Annotated in this window: 16 protein-coding genes; 3 read left to right on the forward strand and 13 right to left on the reverse strand. The window is 49.3% G+C overall.

Annotated elements, in window-relative coordinates:
- Positions 1–44 precede the first annotated feature (44 nt).
- From V7P87_RS14645 to htpX, 3 genes are all read right to left on the reverse strand, one after another.
- Positions 45–290, reverse strand: coding sequence for a TIGR02647 family protein (locus V7P87_RS14645; protein ID WP_333798089.1), 246 nt, complete (start codon positions 288–290; stop codon positions 45–47).
- A gap of 68 nt (positions 291–358) precedes the next feature.
- Positions 359–916 (reverse strand): YSC84-related protein, encoded by a 558-nt coding sequence (locus V7P87_RS14650; RefSeq protein WP_333798090.1) that lies wholly within the window; start codon positions 914–916, stop codon positions 359–361.
- Between the two features lie 314 nt (positions 917–1,230).
- Positions 1,231–2,103, reverse strand: coding sequence for a protease HtpX (gene htpX / locus V7P87_RS14655; protein ID WP_333798091.1), 873 nt, complete (start codon positions 2,101–2,103; stop codon positions 1,231–1,233).
- A 137-nt stretch (positions 2,104–2,240) separates the two neighbouring features.
- Here htpX and pepE point away from each other — a divergent pair, with 137 nt between their 5' ends.
- Positions 2,241–2,945 (forward strand): dipeptidase PepE, encoded by a 705-nt coding sequence (gene pepE, locus V7P87_RS14660; protein WP_333798092.1) that lies wholly within the window; start codon positions 2,241–2,243, stop codon positions 2,943–2,945.
- 27 nt (positions 2,946–2,972) lie between these two features.
- On the opposite strand, the gene bioD is transcribed toward pepE, so the two are convergent.
- The 4 genes from bioD to bioB all read right to left on the reverse strand — a co-directional run bounded on the left by bioD (position 2,973) and on the right by bioB (position 6,837).
- Entirely contained in the window at positions 2,973–3,674 is a 702-nt protein-coding gene (gene bioD, locus V7P87_RS14665; RefSeq protein ID WP_333798093.1) for a dethiobiotin synthase, read from the reverse strand.
- 67 nt (positions 3,675–3,741) lie between these two features.
- The gene (gene bioC / locus V7P87_RS14670) at positions 3,742–4,614 is read right to left on the reverse strand and encodes a malonyl-ACP O-methyltransferase BioC (protein ID WP_333798094.1); all 873 of its coding nucleotides are present in this window, start codon (positions 4,612–4,614) and stop codon (positions 3,742–3,744) included.
- Complete coding sequence (locus tag V7P87_RS14675) at positions 4,611–5,747, reverse strand: aminotransferase class I/II-fold pyridoxal phosphate-dependent enzyme (RefSeq protein WP_333798095.1); 1,137 nt, start codon at positions 5,745–5,747, stop codon at positions 4,611–4,613. Before V7P87_RS14675 ends, bioC begins: the two co-directional genes overlap by 4 nt.
- Positions 5,748–5,793: 46 nt before the next feature.
- Entirely contained in the window at positions 5,794–6,837 is a 1,044-nt protein-coding gene (gene bioB / locus V7P87_RS14680) for a biotin synthase BioB (RefSeq protein WP_333798096.1), read from the reverse strand.
- A 129-nt stretch (positions 6,838–6,966) separates the two neighbouring features.
- On the opposite strand from bioB, the gene bioA reads away from it, so the two are divergent.
- Positions 6,967–8,262 carry an adenosylmethionine--8-amino-7-oxononanoate transaminase gene (gene bioA, locus V7P87_RS14685; RefSeq protein ID WP_333798097.1) on the forward strand — a complete coding sequence of 432 codons (1,296 nt, stop codon included), beginning with the start codon at positions 6,967–6,969 and terminating at the stop codon, positions 8,260–8,262.
- Positions 8,263–8,310: 48 nt separating this feature from the next.
- Here bioA and V7P87_RS14690 read toward each other — a convergent pair whose 3' ends face one another.
- Positions 8,311–8,562 carry a hypothetical protein gene (locus V7P87_RS14690; protein ID WP_333798098.1) on the reverse strand — a complete coding sequence of 84 codons (252 nt, stop codon included), beginning with the start codon at positions 8,560–8,562 and terminating at the stop codon, positions 8,311–8,313.
- Positions 8,563–8,622: 60 nt separating this feature from the next.
- Positions 8,623–8,997 (reverse strand): hypothetical protein, encoded by a 375-nt coding sequence (locus V7P87_RS14695; RefSeq protein ID WP_333798099.1) that lies wholly within the window; start codon positions 8,995–8,997, stop codon positions 8,623–8,625.
- A 107-nt stretch (positions 8,998–9,104) separates the two neighbouring features.
- Between V7P87_RS14695 and asnS the strand changes: the two genes are divergently transcribed.
- Positions 9,105–10,505 carry an asparagine--tRNA ligase gene (asnS, locus tag V7P87_RS14700; protein ID WP_296298850.1) on the forward strand — a complete coding sequence of 467 codons (1,401 nt, stop codon included), beginning with the start codon at positions 9,105–9,107 and terminating at the stop codon, positions 10,503–10,505.
- 125 nt (positions 10,506–10,630) lie between these two features.
- Here the strand turns inward: asnS and V7P87_RS14705 are convergent, their stop codons facing one another.
- The 4 genes from V7P87_RS14705 to V7P87_RS14720 all read right to left on the reverse strand — a co-directional run bounded on the left by V7P87_RS14705 (position 10,631) and on the right by V7P87_RS14720 (position 16,539).
- On the reverse strand, positions 10,631–11,191 hold the full coding sequence (locus V7P87_RS14705; RefSeq protein ID WP_260657849.1) for an NAD(P)H nitroreductase: 561 nt from the start codon (positions 11,189–11,191) through the stop codon (positions 10,631–10,633).
- A gap of 134 nt (positions 11,192–11,325) precedes the next feature.
- Positions 11,326–12,735, reverse strand: a complete 1,410-nt coding sequence (locus V7P87_RS14710) for a glycogen synthase (RefSeq protein ID WP_333798100.1) — start codon at positions 12,733–12,735, stop codon at positions 11,326–11,328.
- Between the two features lie 40 nt (positions 12,736–12,775).
- Positions 12,776–14,008 (reverse strand): glucose-1-phosphate adenylyltransferase, encoded by a 1,233-nt coding sequence (gene glgC / locus V7P87_RS14715; RefSeq protein ID WP_296298854.1) that lies wholly within the window; start codon positions 14,006–14,008, stop codon positions 12,776–12,778.
- A gap of 512 nt (positions 14,009–14,520) precedes the next feature.
- The gene (locus V7P87_RS14720) at positions 14,521–16,539 is read right to left on the reverse strand and encodes an NADPH-dependent 2,4-dienoyl-CoA reductase (protein WP_333798101.1); all 2,019 of its coding nucleotides are present in this window, start codon (positions 16,537–16,539) and stop codon (positions 14,521–14,523) included.
- Positions 16,540–16,607: the final 68 nt, after the last annotated feature.

Genomic DNA, 16,607 nt, shown 5'->3' on the forward strand with positions numbered 1-16,607 from the left:
CGGCGTTGTGATTGGAAAGTTATTTTATCAGAGCGCAGTGCTGTTTAAACCTCAGTTTTTACGGCCAGAATGCGCAGTGCCACCTGAATATGTTCGGCGCAGGTTCGGCCAAGATCGGTCAGGTAACCACCATCTTCCTGGGTTACCAGTCCTTTGTGATAAAGCCTGGCAATAGCGGCTTTACTGGCGTCGTCGGCGTCTTTATGGGCTTTGATGCCCTCAAGGCTACTGTCTAAATTAAATAAATTCAGAATACGGATTTCGGCATTCAGATCAGCATTTACAGGCATAAAGCCTCCTTTTGTGATTGCTGTGTCCAGCTTGGTCTGCACAAGCGAGTAAGCGCCAGCGCAGGGTATTAATTTAACGAGTCATCACGCCAGAATTTAGTACCTTTAATAGTGGCCTGCAAAGCAAGGCCTGACTCTGTCAGCTGATAAATAGTGATGCTATCAACTGTAATCTCGCCACCTATGGCGTCACCTTTATCCTTGGCCTTGGCAGCTGCGTCCAGCTGCCCACCAAAAGCCCAGCCATGCTCTACAAAACGGCGCAGTGCGTCTTTGGTATGGAACACAAACACCAGACGATAATCTTTAGCCCCTAAACCCAGGCCTAAACCCAATTCCCCCATTTTCATGTAAGTGACAGTGCCATTATTGCTGTGTACTACACCATAACCCCCACCGGCACTGGCAAACAGCAGATTCACATTCGCATTGCTAAACACCGCATATCCGGCAGAACGTTCGATGGTATCGGCAGCATAAGGTTTTTGCCGGTACAGCGTATTCAGGGTTTCTGCACGCATATTTTCAATAGCCTGACGCTGTTGCGATACACTTTTGCCCTGATGTGAGGCACAACCACTTAACAAGGCGCTTAGCAATACAAAAAAGAAAATCCAGGGTTTCATTATTGCTCCTTAAACGGATGTTTCCGGCATTGGTTTTATCCTGAACCAGCACAACCGTTGTTGATGTTCGCTTTGCGCCGGCACACCGGACTTGCAAAACTCAGCTTTTGTTCGTTCTGTGACTCTGGTTATTTTCTAAAGTTGCCAGAACAAATCAGAAAATGAAACAGCCAAGTGACTGAATCGCAATTGTTTCACACTGTTTCACAGCCAAAGAAAATTGTAAACACCCAAGGTCAGCAAAAAAAACGGGTTGCCAAGGCAACCCGTTTTGACTCCCTCAGTGCCAGAGACTGGGGCTGTATATTTTTTATTTAACGCTGTTGGCGCAAAGCTTCAATGCGTTTTTCCAGTGGTGGGTGGCTCATAAAAAGCTCAGAAGCGGCAGGTTTGTTAGCAATACCAAAAGCCATCATTGAACCTTCTAGCTGGCTTTCATGGTTATTACGCAGACGTTCCAACGCCGCCACCATTTTATTGGCACCCACCAGTTTGGCTGCACCTGCGTCAGCGCGGTATTCACGTTGGCGTGAGAACCACATCACGATGATGCTGGCCAGCACACCAAAAATCATTTCCAACACTATCACAGTCATCATATAGGCAAAACCACCGCTGGACGACTCTTCATCACTGCTGCGGCCAGCATTGGAAATAGCACCGGCAATTAAACGGGCCAGGAAAATCACAAAGGTATTCACCACACCCTGGATCAGCGTCAGTGTCACCATGTCGCCATTAGCCACGTGTGACACTTCGTGCGCCAGCACGGCTTCCACTTCGTCTTCACGCATATTGCGTAATAAACCTGTGCTGACGGCAACCAGCGCGTTGTTGCGGTTCATGCCTGTGGCAAAAGCGTTCATTTCCGGTGAGTCATAGATGGCAACTTCTGGCATGCCAATACCGGCTTGTTGTGCCTGACGGGCCACAGTGCTCATCAGCCATTGCTCAGTGGCATTGCGGGGTTGTTCAATCACCACTGCGCCAGTAGAACGTTTGGCCATCCATTTCGACATGGCCAGCGAGATAAAAGAACCACCAAAACCAAAAACGGCGGCCAGCACCAACAAACCGCCCATGCTGCTGCGATCGATACCAAACACTTTAAAAATGATGCTTAAAACCACAGACAACACCAGCATCACAGCTAAGTTGGTCAATAAAAACAGCACTATACGCTTCATAAATACCTCGGTTACTTCATTTGATGTTGCTACTATATGGGCTTACCGTTAGTTTTCAACCTTGGCTTGTGCCTGATTTGTAAAGGTTGATGTCAGGTCTGCTGCCACTGTGGCGTTTTATCCCTGATGGAGTCCGTATGAAATTATTGTTATTAAGTTCGTCCCGCGCCGGCAATAGTGCTTATCTGGCGCCTAACCTGGCGCAGATTGCCAGCCATCTGCAGGGCGTTGCGACTGTGTTATTTATTCCATATGCCGCTGTTAGCCTCAGTTACGATGCGTATCAACAGATGGTTCAACAGGCATTTTCAGCCATTGATATTCAAGTGGATAGTATTCACCAACACGCAGATCCGCTGCAGGCCGTGCAACAGGCAGAGGCGATTGTGGTCGGTGGTGGCAACACTTTTGTGTTATTACAGCAGTTGTACCGCCATGGCTTGATTGACCAGATCAGAGCCCAGGTGAATAAAGGCGTGCCTTATGTTGGCTGGAGCGCAGGCTCTAATATTGCCGGGCTCAGTATCCGCACCACCAATGATATGCCGGTGGTAGAGCCACCTTCTTTTACCGCTCTGGATTTATTGCCGCTGCAACTAAACCCCCATTACAGCGACTACAAACCTGAAGGTTTTCATGGTGAAACCCGCGATATGCGCCTTGGCGAGTTTATGCAGTTAAATCCAGAGACTGCGGTCATTGCTCTGCCTGAAGGCACAGCATTAGTGCGCGATGGCGCTGCTTTAACCTATCAAGGCCAGAGCGACGGTTATTTATTTATCGGTGGCAGTAAAACCGCACTGCTGCCGGGGGCTGATTTGTCGGCATTTTTACTGCTCTGAAGTACAGGCAGCCATGGCAAGCCACTGTTATGTCAATGACAGTGTGTTTGCCAACGCTTGGGCCAGTGCTGTCTGTTGCTCTGCAAGCGTCGTTTCCTGATTAGCTGTAGCAGACGGCTGATAAGGCATCACACCAAGACAAGGCCAGGGTAAACGTTGTTGTAAATCGGCAATATTTTCGTTGAGCAATAACATCTGTGGGTCGACACAGTTGGCAACCCAGCCAAGCACCCTGGCCCCCGAGCGCTCCAGCTCCCGCGCTGTCAGCATGGCGTGGTTCAGGCACCCAAGCTTCATGCCCACCACCAGTAACACTGGTAATTTTTGCGCCAGCACCCAATCGGCAAGATAACTGTGATCATCAAGCGGTAATAACCAGCCACCTGCGCCTTCAATCAGCCGAAGCTTAACCGGCAGCTTCGCTGTCTCAACAAGCTGCGCATCCAGCACTGCGGTATTGATGCGGGTTTGATGTAAAGTTGCCGCCAGATGTGGCGCTACCGGCTCGTCAAATAGCACAGGGTTTACACTGGCGTAGCTAAGCGCCAGCGCTGACAAAGTCTGCAGCATTTTGGCATCGGCATTTTTGCCATCTGCATCAACACCGGCCGCTATGGGTTTGAGGCCAATAGCCGGAATATTCAGCCTGGCAAAACCTTTCAGTAGCACACTGCTGATAAAAGTTTTACCGGCATCAGTGTCGGTTGCGGTAATAAAAACAGATTGCATGGACAGATCCTGATAAGGGGCAAGCGGTATGCTTTAAAACCCGCTATAAACATCAATTAAACGTATGTCAGCTTGATTTGGTGGCCACTATTTGCAGCACCTGATAACTGAGTGGCAAACCTTGGGTAGTACGAAACTTTTCATAGGCACTGGCAAAAGCAGCCCAGCGTTTTTTCCCGCCAAGGCCAGTGTTGGCGCGACCTGCCACAAAATTGGCACCAATTTGTTTAAAACTACGCGAAAGATGCAGCACATCCGGATAAAACAACTGATAGGTCAACTGCTGACTCTGACAGCTAAACCCCTGCGCTTTGACCGCTTTTAGCAGCGCCTCTGATGGCAAAAAGGCCAACTGATGAGGTTTATCATCCACCTGGGCCCAGCTTTGCTGAAACTCCGCCATGGAATCCGTCACCAGGGTGCTCAGATACAACTGACCGCCGGGTTCTAATAGCCGGTAACACTCGGCAAATACTGCCTCCGGCTTTGGGCACCATTGCAGCATCAGGCTACTGAAAATACAGCTGACACTATGCGCCGGCAGAGGCAGCGCAGCGGCATCGGCCTGAATATAACGACTGGCAAGGTGCAATGTTTCGGCCTCGGCCAGCATGGCTTCGCTTAAATCTGCCGCCCAAAGCTCATTACAGTGTTTTTTTAGCTCGGGGTGCAACCAGCCCGGACCAGAGCCTAAATCCAACATTCTGGCTTGGGAGCGATACAGCTGCGGCGTGCTGGCCAGCAGCGCCAGTAAATCGGTGGCAACCTGCTGCTGCAGACAAGCCCCCTGCCGGTAACTTTGTGCCGCTTTATCAAAATGCCGGCGGATTTGGGGATCCGCTGTTGCGACTGTCTGAACTGAGTCAGGCATCGCACAAACTGTTGCTATTTGTGCAGGTACAGCTGCTGCGCCTGAAGCCTTAATACAAATGGCCGTCATAACAACTCCTTCAGTGTGGTAAAGAGCCGCTTTAAATCCTCTTTTTTCTGCAGCGCACTGAGGGTAATACGTAATCTGGCCTGATGTATTGGCACTGTCGGCGAGCGGATGGCGCTCAGCCAAATACCTTTTTCTGCCAGTTGCTGACTGACCCGCATCGCTTTGTGGTTATCACCAATCAACAAAGGCTGAATTGCACTTGTGGATGGCAACAGTTTGAGCTCAAACTGCGCCGCCAGCTCGCGGCAATACTGAATATTGTCCATCAGTTTATCGCGCCGCCACTGTTGGCTGCGGCACAGCTGAATACTCTGGCGCATCGCAACTGCAAGCGCCGGCGACAAGGCCGTGCTGTAAATAAAATGGCGGGCACTCTGGGTTAGATAATCTGCCACTAAGCTGCTGGTCGCAAGAAAACCTCCCTGGCCGCCCAGCGCTTTGCCAAAATTGGCCATCAAACACTGACTGTTGCTGGTGGCAAGGCCAGCTGCGGCCAAAGAACCCGCACCTTCAGGGCCAAATACACCCAAACCATGGGCGTCATCCAGTAACAATGGCGCCTGATACTGCTGACATAACAGTGTTAATTGCCTCAGATCCGGGCTGTCACCATCCATGCTAAACACACCTTCGGTGGCAACCACGGTTTTGTTGCCGTGTTTTTGCAGCAGCTTTTGCAGTGAGCCCAAATTATTGTGCAAAAAACGCTGATACCCGCCCTGATGCTGCAACGCCGCATCAATCATTGAGGCATGGCTGAGTTTATCCAGCAATAAAGTTTCATCCGCGCCAGCCAACCCCAATAACATTGCCTGATTAGCGGCAAAGCCTGAGCTGAATAACAACACTGCCTCTACATTAAGCCAGTCGCAAATTTCATCACAAAGTGCCTGATGGGGTGCCTGCTGACCACAGACCAGCGGTGAGCCACTGCTGCCAACCCCATAATCGGCGGCACCTTGCTGCAGTGCAGTCACAACTTCAGGCGCAGTAGCCAGGCCGAGGTAATCATTGCCGGAAAAGTTCAAAAGTTCGCGGTGCTGATAACGGATAAAACGGCCACTCACTTGCTGCGCCGTTTTTAACCGGCGCAAAAGCCCCGCCTGCTCACGCTCTGCCAACAGCTGCTGCATTTGAGCTATTTGCACCTGATTTGCCCTCTGTCCGGCTGGTTATACATCAGCTGGCCACATGAAATAACGATGGAATATTTTGTTCCTGTATGGCATCGGCCATGGCAGCTTCATAAGCTTCATCCGACACATCATGACGCTGTTCAGGTTTTAACCCAAGTTTGGCAAAAAGCTGCATATCGGCGTCTGCTTCCGGGTTTTCTGTGGTTAACAGTTTGTCACCGTAAAAAATTGAGTTGGCGCCAGCCATAAAACATAACGCCTGCATTTGCTCATTCATCCGTGAACGGCCGGCCGATAAACGCACATGGCTTTTTGGCAACATAATACGGGCAACGGCAATGGTGCGGATAAACTCAAAACCATCGAGATCTTCCACGTTTTCCAGTGGTGTACCTGCCACCTTCACCAGCATATTAATAGGCACACTTTGTGGGTGCTCCGGTAAATTGGCAATTTGCATTAACAGCGCTGAGCGGTCATTGGCACTTTCACCCATACCAACAATGCCACCACAACAAACTTTCATACCGGCATCACGCACATGGCTCAGCGTATCTAACCTGTCCTGATAAGTGCGGGTCGTGATAATTTCACCGTAAAACTCCGGCGAGGTATCAAGGTTATGGTTGTAATAATCCAAACCGGCTTCTGCCAGCTCACGCGCCTGACCGGCGTCGAGCTTGCCAAGGGTCATACAGGTTTCCAGCCCCATGGCTTTAACCCCTTTCACCATTTCCATAATGTAAGGCATATCACGTTGTTTTGGGTTGCTCCAAGCGGCGCCCATACAAAAACGGCTGGCACCTTTGTCCTTGGCAGCTTTGGCCTGGGTCAGTACTTTTTCCACTTCCAATAGACGTTCCCGCTCGAGGCCGGTGTTGTAGTGGCCACTTTGCGGGCAATATTTGCAGTCTTCCGCGCAGGCACCGGTCTTAATCGATAACAACGTGCTCACCTGCACTTCTTGCGGATTAAAGTTGGCTCTGTGCACAAGCTGTGCCTGAAACATCAGTTCATTAAAAGGCAACGCAAAAAGTGCATTCACTTCATTGAGTGTCCAGTTGTGGCGCACTGCTGAATTCGACATAAATTTCCCTGTAAGCCTTAAATAGCGGCATTGTAGTTCGATGAATTTGCCGCTAGTCTAGCCGCCTGCCTTTTGAAGTCAACGCCAACCAGTTACGCAAGTTTACTGCTGGCTAATTTGTGAGCACTTATGGCTATTGATCTTGCTTTTGACCGTGAACATATCTGGCATCCTTATACTTCGCTGAAAAATCCATTGCCGGTATACCCTGTGGTGCGGGCTGAAGGTTGCAGGCTTTTTCTGGAAGATGGCCGCAGTTTAATAGACGGCACCTCCAGCTGGTGGTCGGCGGTGCATGGGTATAACCACCCAGAGCTCAACGCTGCTGTCAACACCCAACTTGCCAATATGAGCCATGTGATGTTTGGCGGCATAGTGCATCAACCCGCAGTGGATTTAGCCAAACTGCTACTGTCGATGGTGCCAACTGGTTTAAACAAAGTGTTTTTTGCTGACAGCGGCTCTATAGCTGTGGAAGTGGCGCTAAAAATGGCGTTGCAATATTGGTTGTCAAAGGGTGTGTCGGCCAAGAGCAGAATATTAAGCCTGAGTAAGGCTTATCACGGCGACACCTTTGCCGCTATGGCGGTATGTGACCCTGACGATGGCATGCATACTTTATTTCGCAGTCAGCTAACCCCCCATTTGTTCGCGCCAGCACCACAAAGCCGCTTTGACGGCGCATGGCAAGAAGAAGAAGGTCAGAAACTGCGGCAGCTATTTGAGCGCCATCATCAGACGCTGGCAGCCATGATCATAGAGCCCGTGCTGCAGGGCGCCGGCGGTATGCGGATGTATCATCCAGAGTATTTAAAAGTTTGCCGTGCATTGTGTAATGAATTTAATGTGCTGCTGATTTGTGATGAAATTGCCACAGGTTTTGGCCGTACCGGCAAATTATTTGCTTGTGACCATGCAGCCATCAGCCCGGATATTCTGTGTTTGGGCAAAGCACTGAGCGGTGGGTACATCACCCTTGCCGCTACACTTTGCACGGATAAAGTCGCTGACGGCATTGCGGGCGCCCTGATGCACGGTCCTACTTATATGGCCAATCCGCTGGCCTGCAGTGTGGGAGTGGCAAGCCTTAAGCTTATTGCACAGAATCGATGGCAACAGCAGGTTCAGTGCATTGAACAGCAACTTAACACTGAACTTGCGCCTGCCAGGTTATTAGCGCAGGTTGCCGATGTGCGGGTATTAGGCGCTGTGGGTGTGGTAGAAATGACGGGTAATGTGGATGTGGCTTTATGTCAGCGGCTTTTTGTTGAGCTCGGGGTTTGGGTGCGGCCTTTTGGCAAACTCTTGTACCTGATGCCACCTTTTTTGATCAGCAGCAGCGAACTGACTGCCCTGACCCAGGCCATAGTCAAAGTCTGTCAACAACCTATCCTGACAACACAGGCACCTTTACCTGGCGCCTGATTGTGTTGATACCAAGCGCAAAGGTCCCTATTTATTTTGTAGCAGCCTTTACTCAGGCTGTAACTCACCCCGTTGTTTGGCACGGGCTTTATTGATCGCCTCATCTATTGCGGCGACTTTGGGATCTTTTTTCCTAAAGGGGTCAGCTTTGCCGGATTTTTCTTTTTGTTTATCGGCTTGGGTCTGCAGGTAAACGCCACTCGCTACTGCTGATGTGGCATCAATCACATCGTTGCCGGTTTGCACCTGAACACAACCAAACAGAGCCAATAAAATAAATATAATCATATGATTACGCATTTTAACATCCAATATTTTTACAATATTGCTACCTTAAGTGCACCAAACTGAATGCCTGCTTTATAAAATAAACGCCAGATATAACAACACAGCCGATGACATCAGCAATAACACCACCACGTTGTAACTCAGGTGATCTTCAGCGCGTTTTAACCTGAATCTGTTTAAAAACAAGCTAAACAGACTGATGCCGCAGCACCACCACAATAAATAAATCAGTCTGGCCGTTAGCGTGGGATCCCAATAATCCCTCACCTGAATATTCAGATATTGCAAAAAGCCAAACTGCACTTCAGGTTTGGCCAGATGACTAATGCCCATCGCAATCACAAACACCACCCAACCGGCAATCGACAGCCAGTTGATGCTTTGTAACAGCCAGTCCGGACCATGACGGCGGTTTTTTTTCGGTAATGATACATTTTGCTCAGTCAAATCGGGCTTCCCGTCAATTTTTGCTTGTGTTGAACCGCCGCCTGCGTATGATTACACCTCTTAAGTTAAATTCAAATGTTTACACGCAGCAAGTTGGAGCCTATTGCATGACGCATGCAGTGATTAAAGATGTTTTAGCCGGCAAATATGCAGTCGGCGACCTGGTTACCGTCAAAGGCTGGATCCGCACCCGTCGTGATTCCAAAGCCGGTATTTCTTTCCTCGCCGTACATGACGGCAGCTGTTTTGATGCACTGCAAGCCGTCGCTCCGGCCGAATTAAATAATTACGAAACAGATATTAAACGCCTGACCACAGCTTGTTCTGTGGTGGTGACCGGTACTATTGCCCGCTCTGAAGGTCAGGGTCAGGCTTATGAAATTCAGGCCAATTCGGTTGAAGTACTGGGTTTTGTTGAAAATCCGGATACTTACCCTATGGCGCCAAAACGCCATTCGATGGAATACCTGCGTGAACAGGCGCATTTGCGTGCCAGAACCAATATGGTTGGTGCCATTACCCGCGTTCGTCACTGCCTGGCACAAGCCATTCACCGTTTTTTCCATGAACGTGGTTTTTACTGGATCAGCACCCCTATTATTACCGGTGCCGATGCTGAAGGCGCTGGTGAAATGTTCCGCGTCAGTACTTTAGATATGGAAAACCTGCCACGTGACGATAAAGGCAAAGTGGACTATAAACAGGACTTTTTTGGCAAAGAAACATTCTTAACTGTATCTGGCCAGCTGAACGTTGAAACCTACGCTTGTGCTTTGTCAAAAGTGTACACCTTCGGCCCGACTTTCCGTGCGGAAAACTCCAACACCACCCGTCACTTAGCTGAATTCTGGATGATTGAGCCAGAAGTGGCTTTTGCTGAATTAAAAGACGTGGCACAGCTTGCAGAAGACATGCTGAAGTTTGTATTTAAAGCTGTGCTGGAAGAGCGTGCCGATGATATGGCATTTTTTGCCGAGCGTGTTGACGATAAAGCCATCAGCCGTCTACAGGATATTGTCAGCTCAAGCTTTGTGCGGATGGATTACACCGAAGCGGTAGAGATCTTAAAAACCTGCGGCAAGAAGTTTGAATACCCGGTGGAATGGGGTGTGGACTTACAGTCTGAACATGAACGTTATTTAGCTGAAGTGCATGTTGGCGCCCCTGTGATTCTGCAAAACTATCCAAAAGACATCAAAGCCTTTTATATGCGCATGAACGAAGATGGCAAAACTGTTGCTGCCATGGACATTCTGGCACCGGGCATTGGTGAAATTATCGGTGGTTCACAGCGTGAAGAGCGTTTAGAGCAGCTCGACGCACGGATGGACGCCATGGGTCTGAACAAAGAAGACTACAGCTGGTACCGCGACTTGCGCCGTTACGGCACAGTGCCCCATGCCGGCTTTGGGTTAGGTTTTGAACGTCTGGTGTCTTATGTCACTGGTGTGGGCAACGTCCGTGATGTGATTGCCTTCCCTCGGACACCGGGCAACGCCGACTTCTAATCAAAGCCTCTGCGCTTTAACCATAAAAAAGCCATCTTCACGATGGCTTTTTTTATGGTCACTTGCTTTCAAGAAAAAACCCACTCCTTAAGGGGTGGGTTTTGGCTAAAGCAAATAGTCAGACTTTATTCAAAATAACTGAAAAACTCCGCGGTATCCGGTATCGCTCTTTGTGGTGCTTCACCGGCACAGGTGCCAAGGTATAAATAACCAACAATTTCGTCGTCTTCACCCAGACCAAGCGCTTGTTTTACAAATTCATACTGGGCGTAAGCGCCGGTGCGCCAGATGCCGCCAAACCCCTGGGCAAAAGCTGCCTGCTGCATTGCCATCACACTACAGGCGGCAGATTGTACCTGCTCCTGCAGCGGCACTTTGGCGTGTTCAGTACATTTGGCAATGCAGGCAATGACCATAGGCGCCCGCAGTGGTAATTGCCGTGCTCTTTCCAGTAATTCATTGGCAATAGAAGGATCTTCCTCAAGCGCCGCTTCAGCAAAAATATCACCCAGTTTTGCCAGTGCTTTTTTGCCCTGAAAAATTACAAAACGCCAGGGTTTTAATCCCCCATGATCAGGCACTTTTAATGCAGCCTGTTTTATCAGCTCTAATGCTTCGCCGGCCGGTGCCGGTTCAGTTAAACGTGAAGAAGAATAGCGGGTTGTTAATAACGTAATAGCATCCATAACATCAGCCCCTGAAAAAATGCCCTGTAAGGCTAGCAAATAAAATCAAAGCACGACAATAGTTTTCATTCGCTCCGGGCTGATTGCTGCTGCGCTAAACAATCCACGCTGAAGAAGCGAGCAACAGCGCCTTGTTACTTCGCCTGTTGGTACATCTTGAGGTATTTTTCTGCTGCCTCGCTCCAACCAAAATATTGTTGCATACCTCTTTGCTGTACTTTCTGATATTTAGCTTTGTTCTGATATAAGGCCTCAGCCTGTTGTAAGGCGCCAAGCAAAGCCTCAACATCGGGCTCGGTAAAACTGATGCCGGTGGCGCCCCGGGCCGGCAGCGCCAGCACAGTATCTTTTAAGCCACCGGTCGCACGCACTATAGGCACAGTGCCATAACGCAGGCTGTAAATCTGGTTCAGGCCACAAGGCTCAAACAAACTTGGCATCAGAAAAAAATCACCGGCCGCTTCAAGCTGATGGGAAAAGTCTTCATCAAAACCTTCGATAAAACGGTATTGCAAGGGGTATTGTTGCTGTAAGGCTTTTAGTGGCTGAATATATTTTTGCTCACCTGTGCCCATCATCACCACCTGGGCATTGCTGCTGGCAAGCCAGTGGCTGAGCGCCGGGATCAGATAATCAAAACCTTTTTGCCCTGTCACCCGGCTGACGGACACAAACAACGGAACCTTGTTGTCCGCAAGTCCCATCTGGCGGCGCACTTCTGTTTTACACCGTTGTTTACCGGATAAATCATCCTTGTGGTAGTTCGCCACCAGCGATTGATCCGTTTGTGGATCCCAGCGGCCATAATCACAACCGTTCAAAATACCTGCAAACTGCTGTTGTCTTGCCTGATATAAAAGGCTTAAACCGTTGGCGGCAGGCTCAGACAATAACTCATCACGATAACCTTGGCTGACAGTATTCAGCCTGCTGCAATGCGCCACACCAAGACTTAACAGACTCAGTGGAACATTAGCAGGACAATCCGCTGCGCTCATCCCAAGCACATCTAAATCATGCAGGGCAATGCCCTGTTGATACGCAGCATTATGAATGGTAAACACAAAACGACTTTGCAGCAAAAGCCCCTGCTGCTGCATTTGTTTCAGGTATAAAGCACCAGCGGCTGATTGCCAGTCATGGCCATGGATCACATCAGGGCTGATACCATTTTCACTCAGATAATAAAGAGCCGCCTTACAAAAAAAGGCAAAACGCAGCGCGTTATCGGCATAAGGATACTCACCATCATCATAAGGCCTGGGTCTGGCAAAAAAATCATGATGTTCAATCAGCGCGACATGAATACCGTCGCTTACCAGATGCCGCACGGCACAACCATAACGCTCAGTGCCAAGCTCAACATAAACGGATTGCCAGTCTTTTTGCAGCGCCTGGTTATACAAAGCACCATAACGGGGCATCAGTACTGTAACCTGATGCCCTTTTGCCTTAAGCGCCTGCGCCAGGCCGCGTGTTGCATCAGCTAGACCGCCGGTTTTAAGCAAACCTTCAAATTCACTGCACAAAAAGACTATTTGCATCCGACCTTATCGCTCCTGCATGCCACAACGGGCTGCTGTTTTAATCAAAGCCTACCAGCGCCCCTTTTGGGATCACCACAACGCCATCAGGGGACACGTGAAAACGCTCCCTGTCCAGCACTGGATCTTCGCCAATAATGGTGCCTGGCGCAATTTTGACATCTTTATCAATAATAGCGCGGCGGATACGGCAACCCCGACCAATATCGTTGTTGCCCATCAGCACACTTTTTTCAATATAACTGTGGCTGTGTACATGCACGTTATAACCCAGAATGGAGTGGTACACGATAGAACCACTGACAATACAACCTGCCGCCACCATAGAGCTGATAGCCTGCCCTGTTCTGTTCGCTTCGTCATGCACAAACTTGGCCGGTGGCACAGGCGGTGTATAACTGCGTAGCGGCCAGTATTTGTTATATAAATCAATGGGCGGCACCACAGAAATTAAATCCATATTGGCTTCGTAATAAGAGTCGATAGTGCCCACGTCCCGCCAGTAACCCCAGGCCGCCTCTTTTTCACCTCTAATAATATTGGTTGAAAAGTCATACACATACACATCACCAGACGGAAAGAGTTTTGGAATGATGTTATGACCAAAATCGTGTTTGGAATCGGCTTGTGCTGCGTCTTCTTCCAGTACATCAACCAGACAGCGGGCTTCAAAAATATAATTACCCATAGACGCCAGCACAAAATCAGGATTGCCCGGAATAGTTTTAGGGTTCGATTTGGGTTTTTCTTCAAAACCAATCATTTTGCCCTGAGCATCCACCTCGATCACCCCAAACTCGTGGGCTTGTGACACCGGCACCGGAATAGCAGCGACTGTCAGTTTGGCATTGCGCTGCCGGTGAAAATCCAGCATTTGCCGCACATCCATTTTGTAAATATGGTCACCGCCAAACACACAAACATGTTCAGGATCCAGGCCATGAATAAGATGCAAATTCTGATAAACCGCATCGGCCGTGCCCAGATACCAGTGTTTACCTGTTTGCATCTGCGCCGGGATTGGGTCGATAAACCTGTTGGTTAAACCCGTCACCCGCCAGGCTCGGCTTAAGTGTTTCATCAGCGAATGGGATTTAAACTGCGTGATAACGAAGATCTGTAATAAGTCTGAATTTACAAAGTTATTCAGCACAAAATCGATGATCCGGTAGTTACCACCAAAAGGCACTGCAGGTTTAGCGCGGATCCCGGTTAATGGCGCCAGTCTGGTGCCTTCTCCACCAGCCAAAATCATTGTTAATACACCTGACATCTGAGACTCCCTGTAAATCAACACCAGTGCCGGTGGCAAATCACTGTGCCTGCCGGCGTTTGATAGGTAACAGCCCTTATACCCAAACCTTTATTGTTTTATGCATGCCTGCAACTAAACACAAAAAACGCAGATAATTCTGCTGCCGCGCCAAACGCTGCTTAAACACACTGCAAAGCCAATACCATGATGAAGCACACACCGATAAATCCTGTCATAACCGGAATTAACGCCGCTGTATGTTGTTGAGTGTATGTCGTTGCTGTGGCAACTGTATGACAAAATGCGCCTTTTTGGTGCAAGGTGATCTTTCTGCACCATGGCTTCGCACCATCACAATACAATTATGCGACTGCTTTAATGTAATACTGCGTTCTGCCGCCTGCTGGCAAGTAAAATCCGGTTAATTTTTCTGCAAATAAAAAAACCACCAGAAAGCTGGTGGTTTGATAGTTTGTCCTTCTGGAAAACGGCGCTGTTGTTAACGCCGTTTCCAATGATGAATGTGCTTATTAAATGCGGGCGGCGAGCTCTGCCCCCTGGCGGATGGCTCTTTTTGCATCCAGTTCAGCAGCTACGTCAGCACCGCCTATCAGATGTACACTCAAACCTTTGTCTAACAAGCCCTGCTGCAGTACCCGCTGTGGCTCCTGGCCTGCACAGATCACGACATTGTCGACATCCAGGCACCGTTGTTGTCCATCAAGCTCCACCCACAGGCCTTCATCATCAACCCGCAGGTACTGAGCGCCAGACAGCATATCCACCGCTTTTTTCTTTAATGAAGCACGGTGGATCCAACCTGTGGTTTTGCCAAGACCTGCGCCCACTTTGCTGTTTTTCCGCTGCAACAGATAGACTTTGCGCGGTGGCACTTCAGGCGTCTGATCCGGCAATAAAGCACCGCGACTCTGATAGTTTTTATCAATGCCCCAATCTTTCAGCCAGGCGTCAGGCTGCAAGGTTAACGAATAGGGCTCAGTCAGATATTCAGCAACATCAAAACCAATACCGCCGGCACCGATAATCGCAACCTTGCTTCCAACTTCTTTATGATCGCGCAGTACATCCAGGTAACTCAGCACTTTTGGATGATCGGCACCAGGTAAATCGAGTTGACGTGGCAGGATGCCGGTTGCCAGTACTATTTCATCAAAACCACCAGCTGCCAGCGATTCCACAGTTTGCAGCTGGCCAAGCTCAAGCTTCACCGCATGCAGCTGTAACATTCGTTCAAAATAACGGATGGTCTGATGGAACTCTTCTTTGCCCGGTACCTGTTTGGCGTAATTAAACTGACCGCCAATCTTGTCGTCTTTATCAAACAAGGTCACCTGATGGCCACGCTGTGACGCATAAACACTAAAAGCCATACCGGCAGGTCCGGCCCCTACCACAGCAATCTTTTTGCGCTCTGGTGCCGGGTTAAAATTCAGTTCAGTTTCATAACAGGCACGTGGATTCACCAGGCAACTGGCTCTTTTATTCTGAAACACATGGTCAAGGCAGGCCTGGTTACAGGCAATACAGGTATTAATTTCATCGGCTTTGCCGGCTGCGGCTTTATTTACAAAGTCGGCATCGGCCAGGAAAGGCCTTGCCATACAAACCAGGTCAGCCTCGCCCTTTGCCAGAATATCTTCGGCAACCTGCGGGTCATTGATACGGTTGGTGGCCACCACCGGAATTGTCACTTCCTGCTTCACTTTGGCGGTGATCCAGCTAAACGCAGCACGAGGTACCATGGTGCCTATAGTTGGTACCCGGGCTTCGTGCCAGCCGATCCCGGTGTTGATCAGGGTTGCACCAGCCTGCGCCACTTGTTTTGCCAGCGCCACCACTTCTTCGTAGCTGTTGCCGTCTTCGACTAAATCCAGCATCGACAAGCGGTAGATAATAATAAAATCAGGTCCGCACAACTCGCGCACCTGACGAATCGTTTCCAGTGCAAAACGGCACCTGTTGTCAAAACTGCCGCCCCATTCGTCGGTGCGCTGATTGGTGCGCTGACAAATAAACTGATTTATCAGATAACCTTCAGAGCCCATAATTTCCACACCGTCATAACCGGCTTTTTGCGCCAGACGAGCTGAAGAGGCAAAGTCATGAATAGTAGCGCGCACCTGGCGTGACGACATTTCAGCAGGTTTAAAAGGGGTAATAGGCGACTGGATTTTGCTGGGTGCCACACTAAAAGGATGATAACCATAACGGCCGGCATGCAGCAGCTGCATACAAATTTTAGCACCATACTGATGCACGGCAGCTGTCACTTGTTTATGTTTGCCTGCTTGCCAGAACCAGCTGAGCTGGCTGCCAAAAGGCACTAAATTACCGCGAAAATTAGGACTGATGCCACCTGTGATAATCAGGCCAACGCCGCCTTTGGCACGCTCGGCATAAAAAGCAGCTAGTTTGGCAAAACCTTGTTTTTCTTCCTCGAGCCCTGTGTGCATAGAACCCATCACTACACGGTTTTTTAAAGTGGTAAAGCCAAGATCTAAAGGTTGTAATAAATATGGATAAGACACTGCGGCCTCTTCTGGTCGTACCTGTTGAATAGCGGAACTTTAGCCGCTTTTAACTGCGCTGACAAGGA

The sequence above is a fragment of the Rheinheimera sp. genome (assembly GCF_036782235.1).
Lineage (GTDB): Bacteria > Pseudomonadota > Gammaproteobacteria > Enterobacterales > Alteromonadaceae > Pararheinheimera.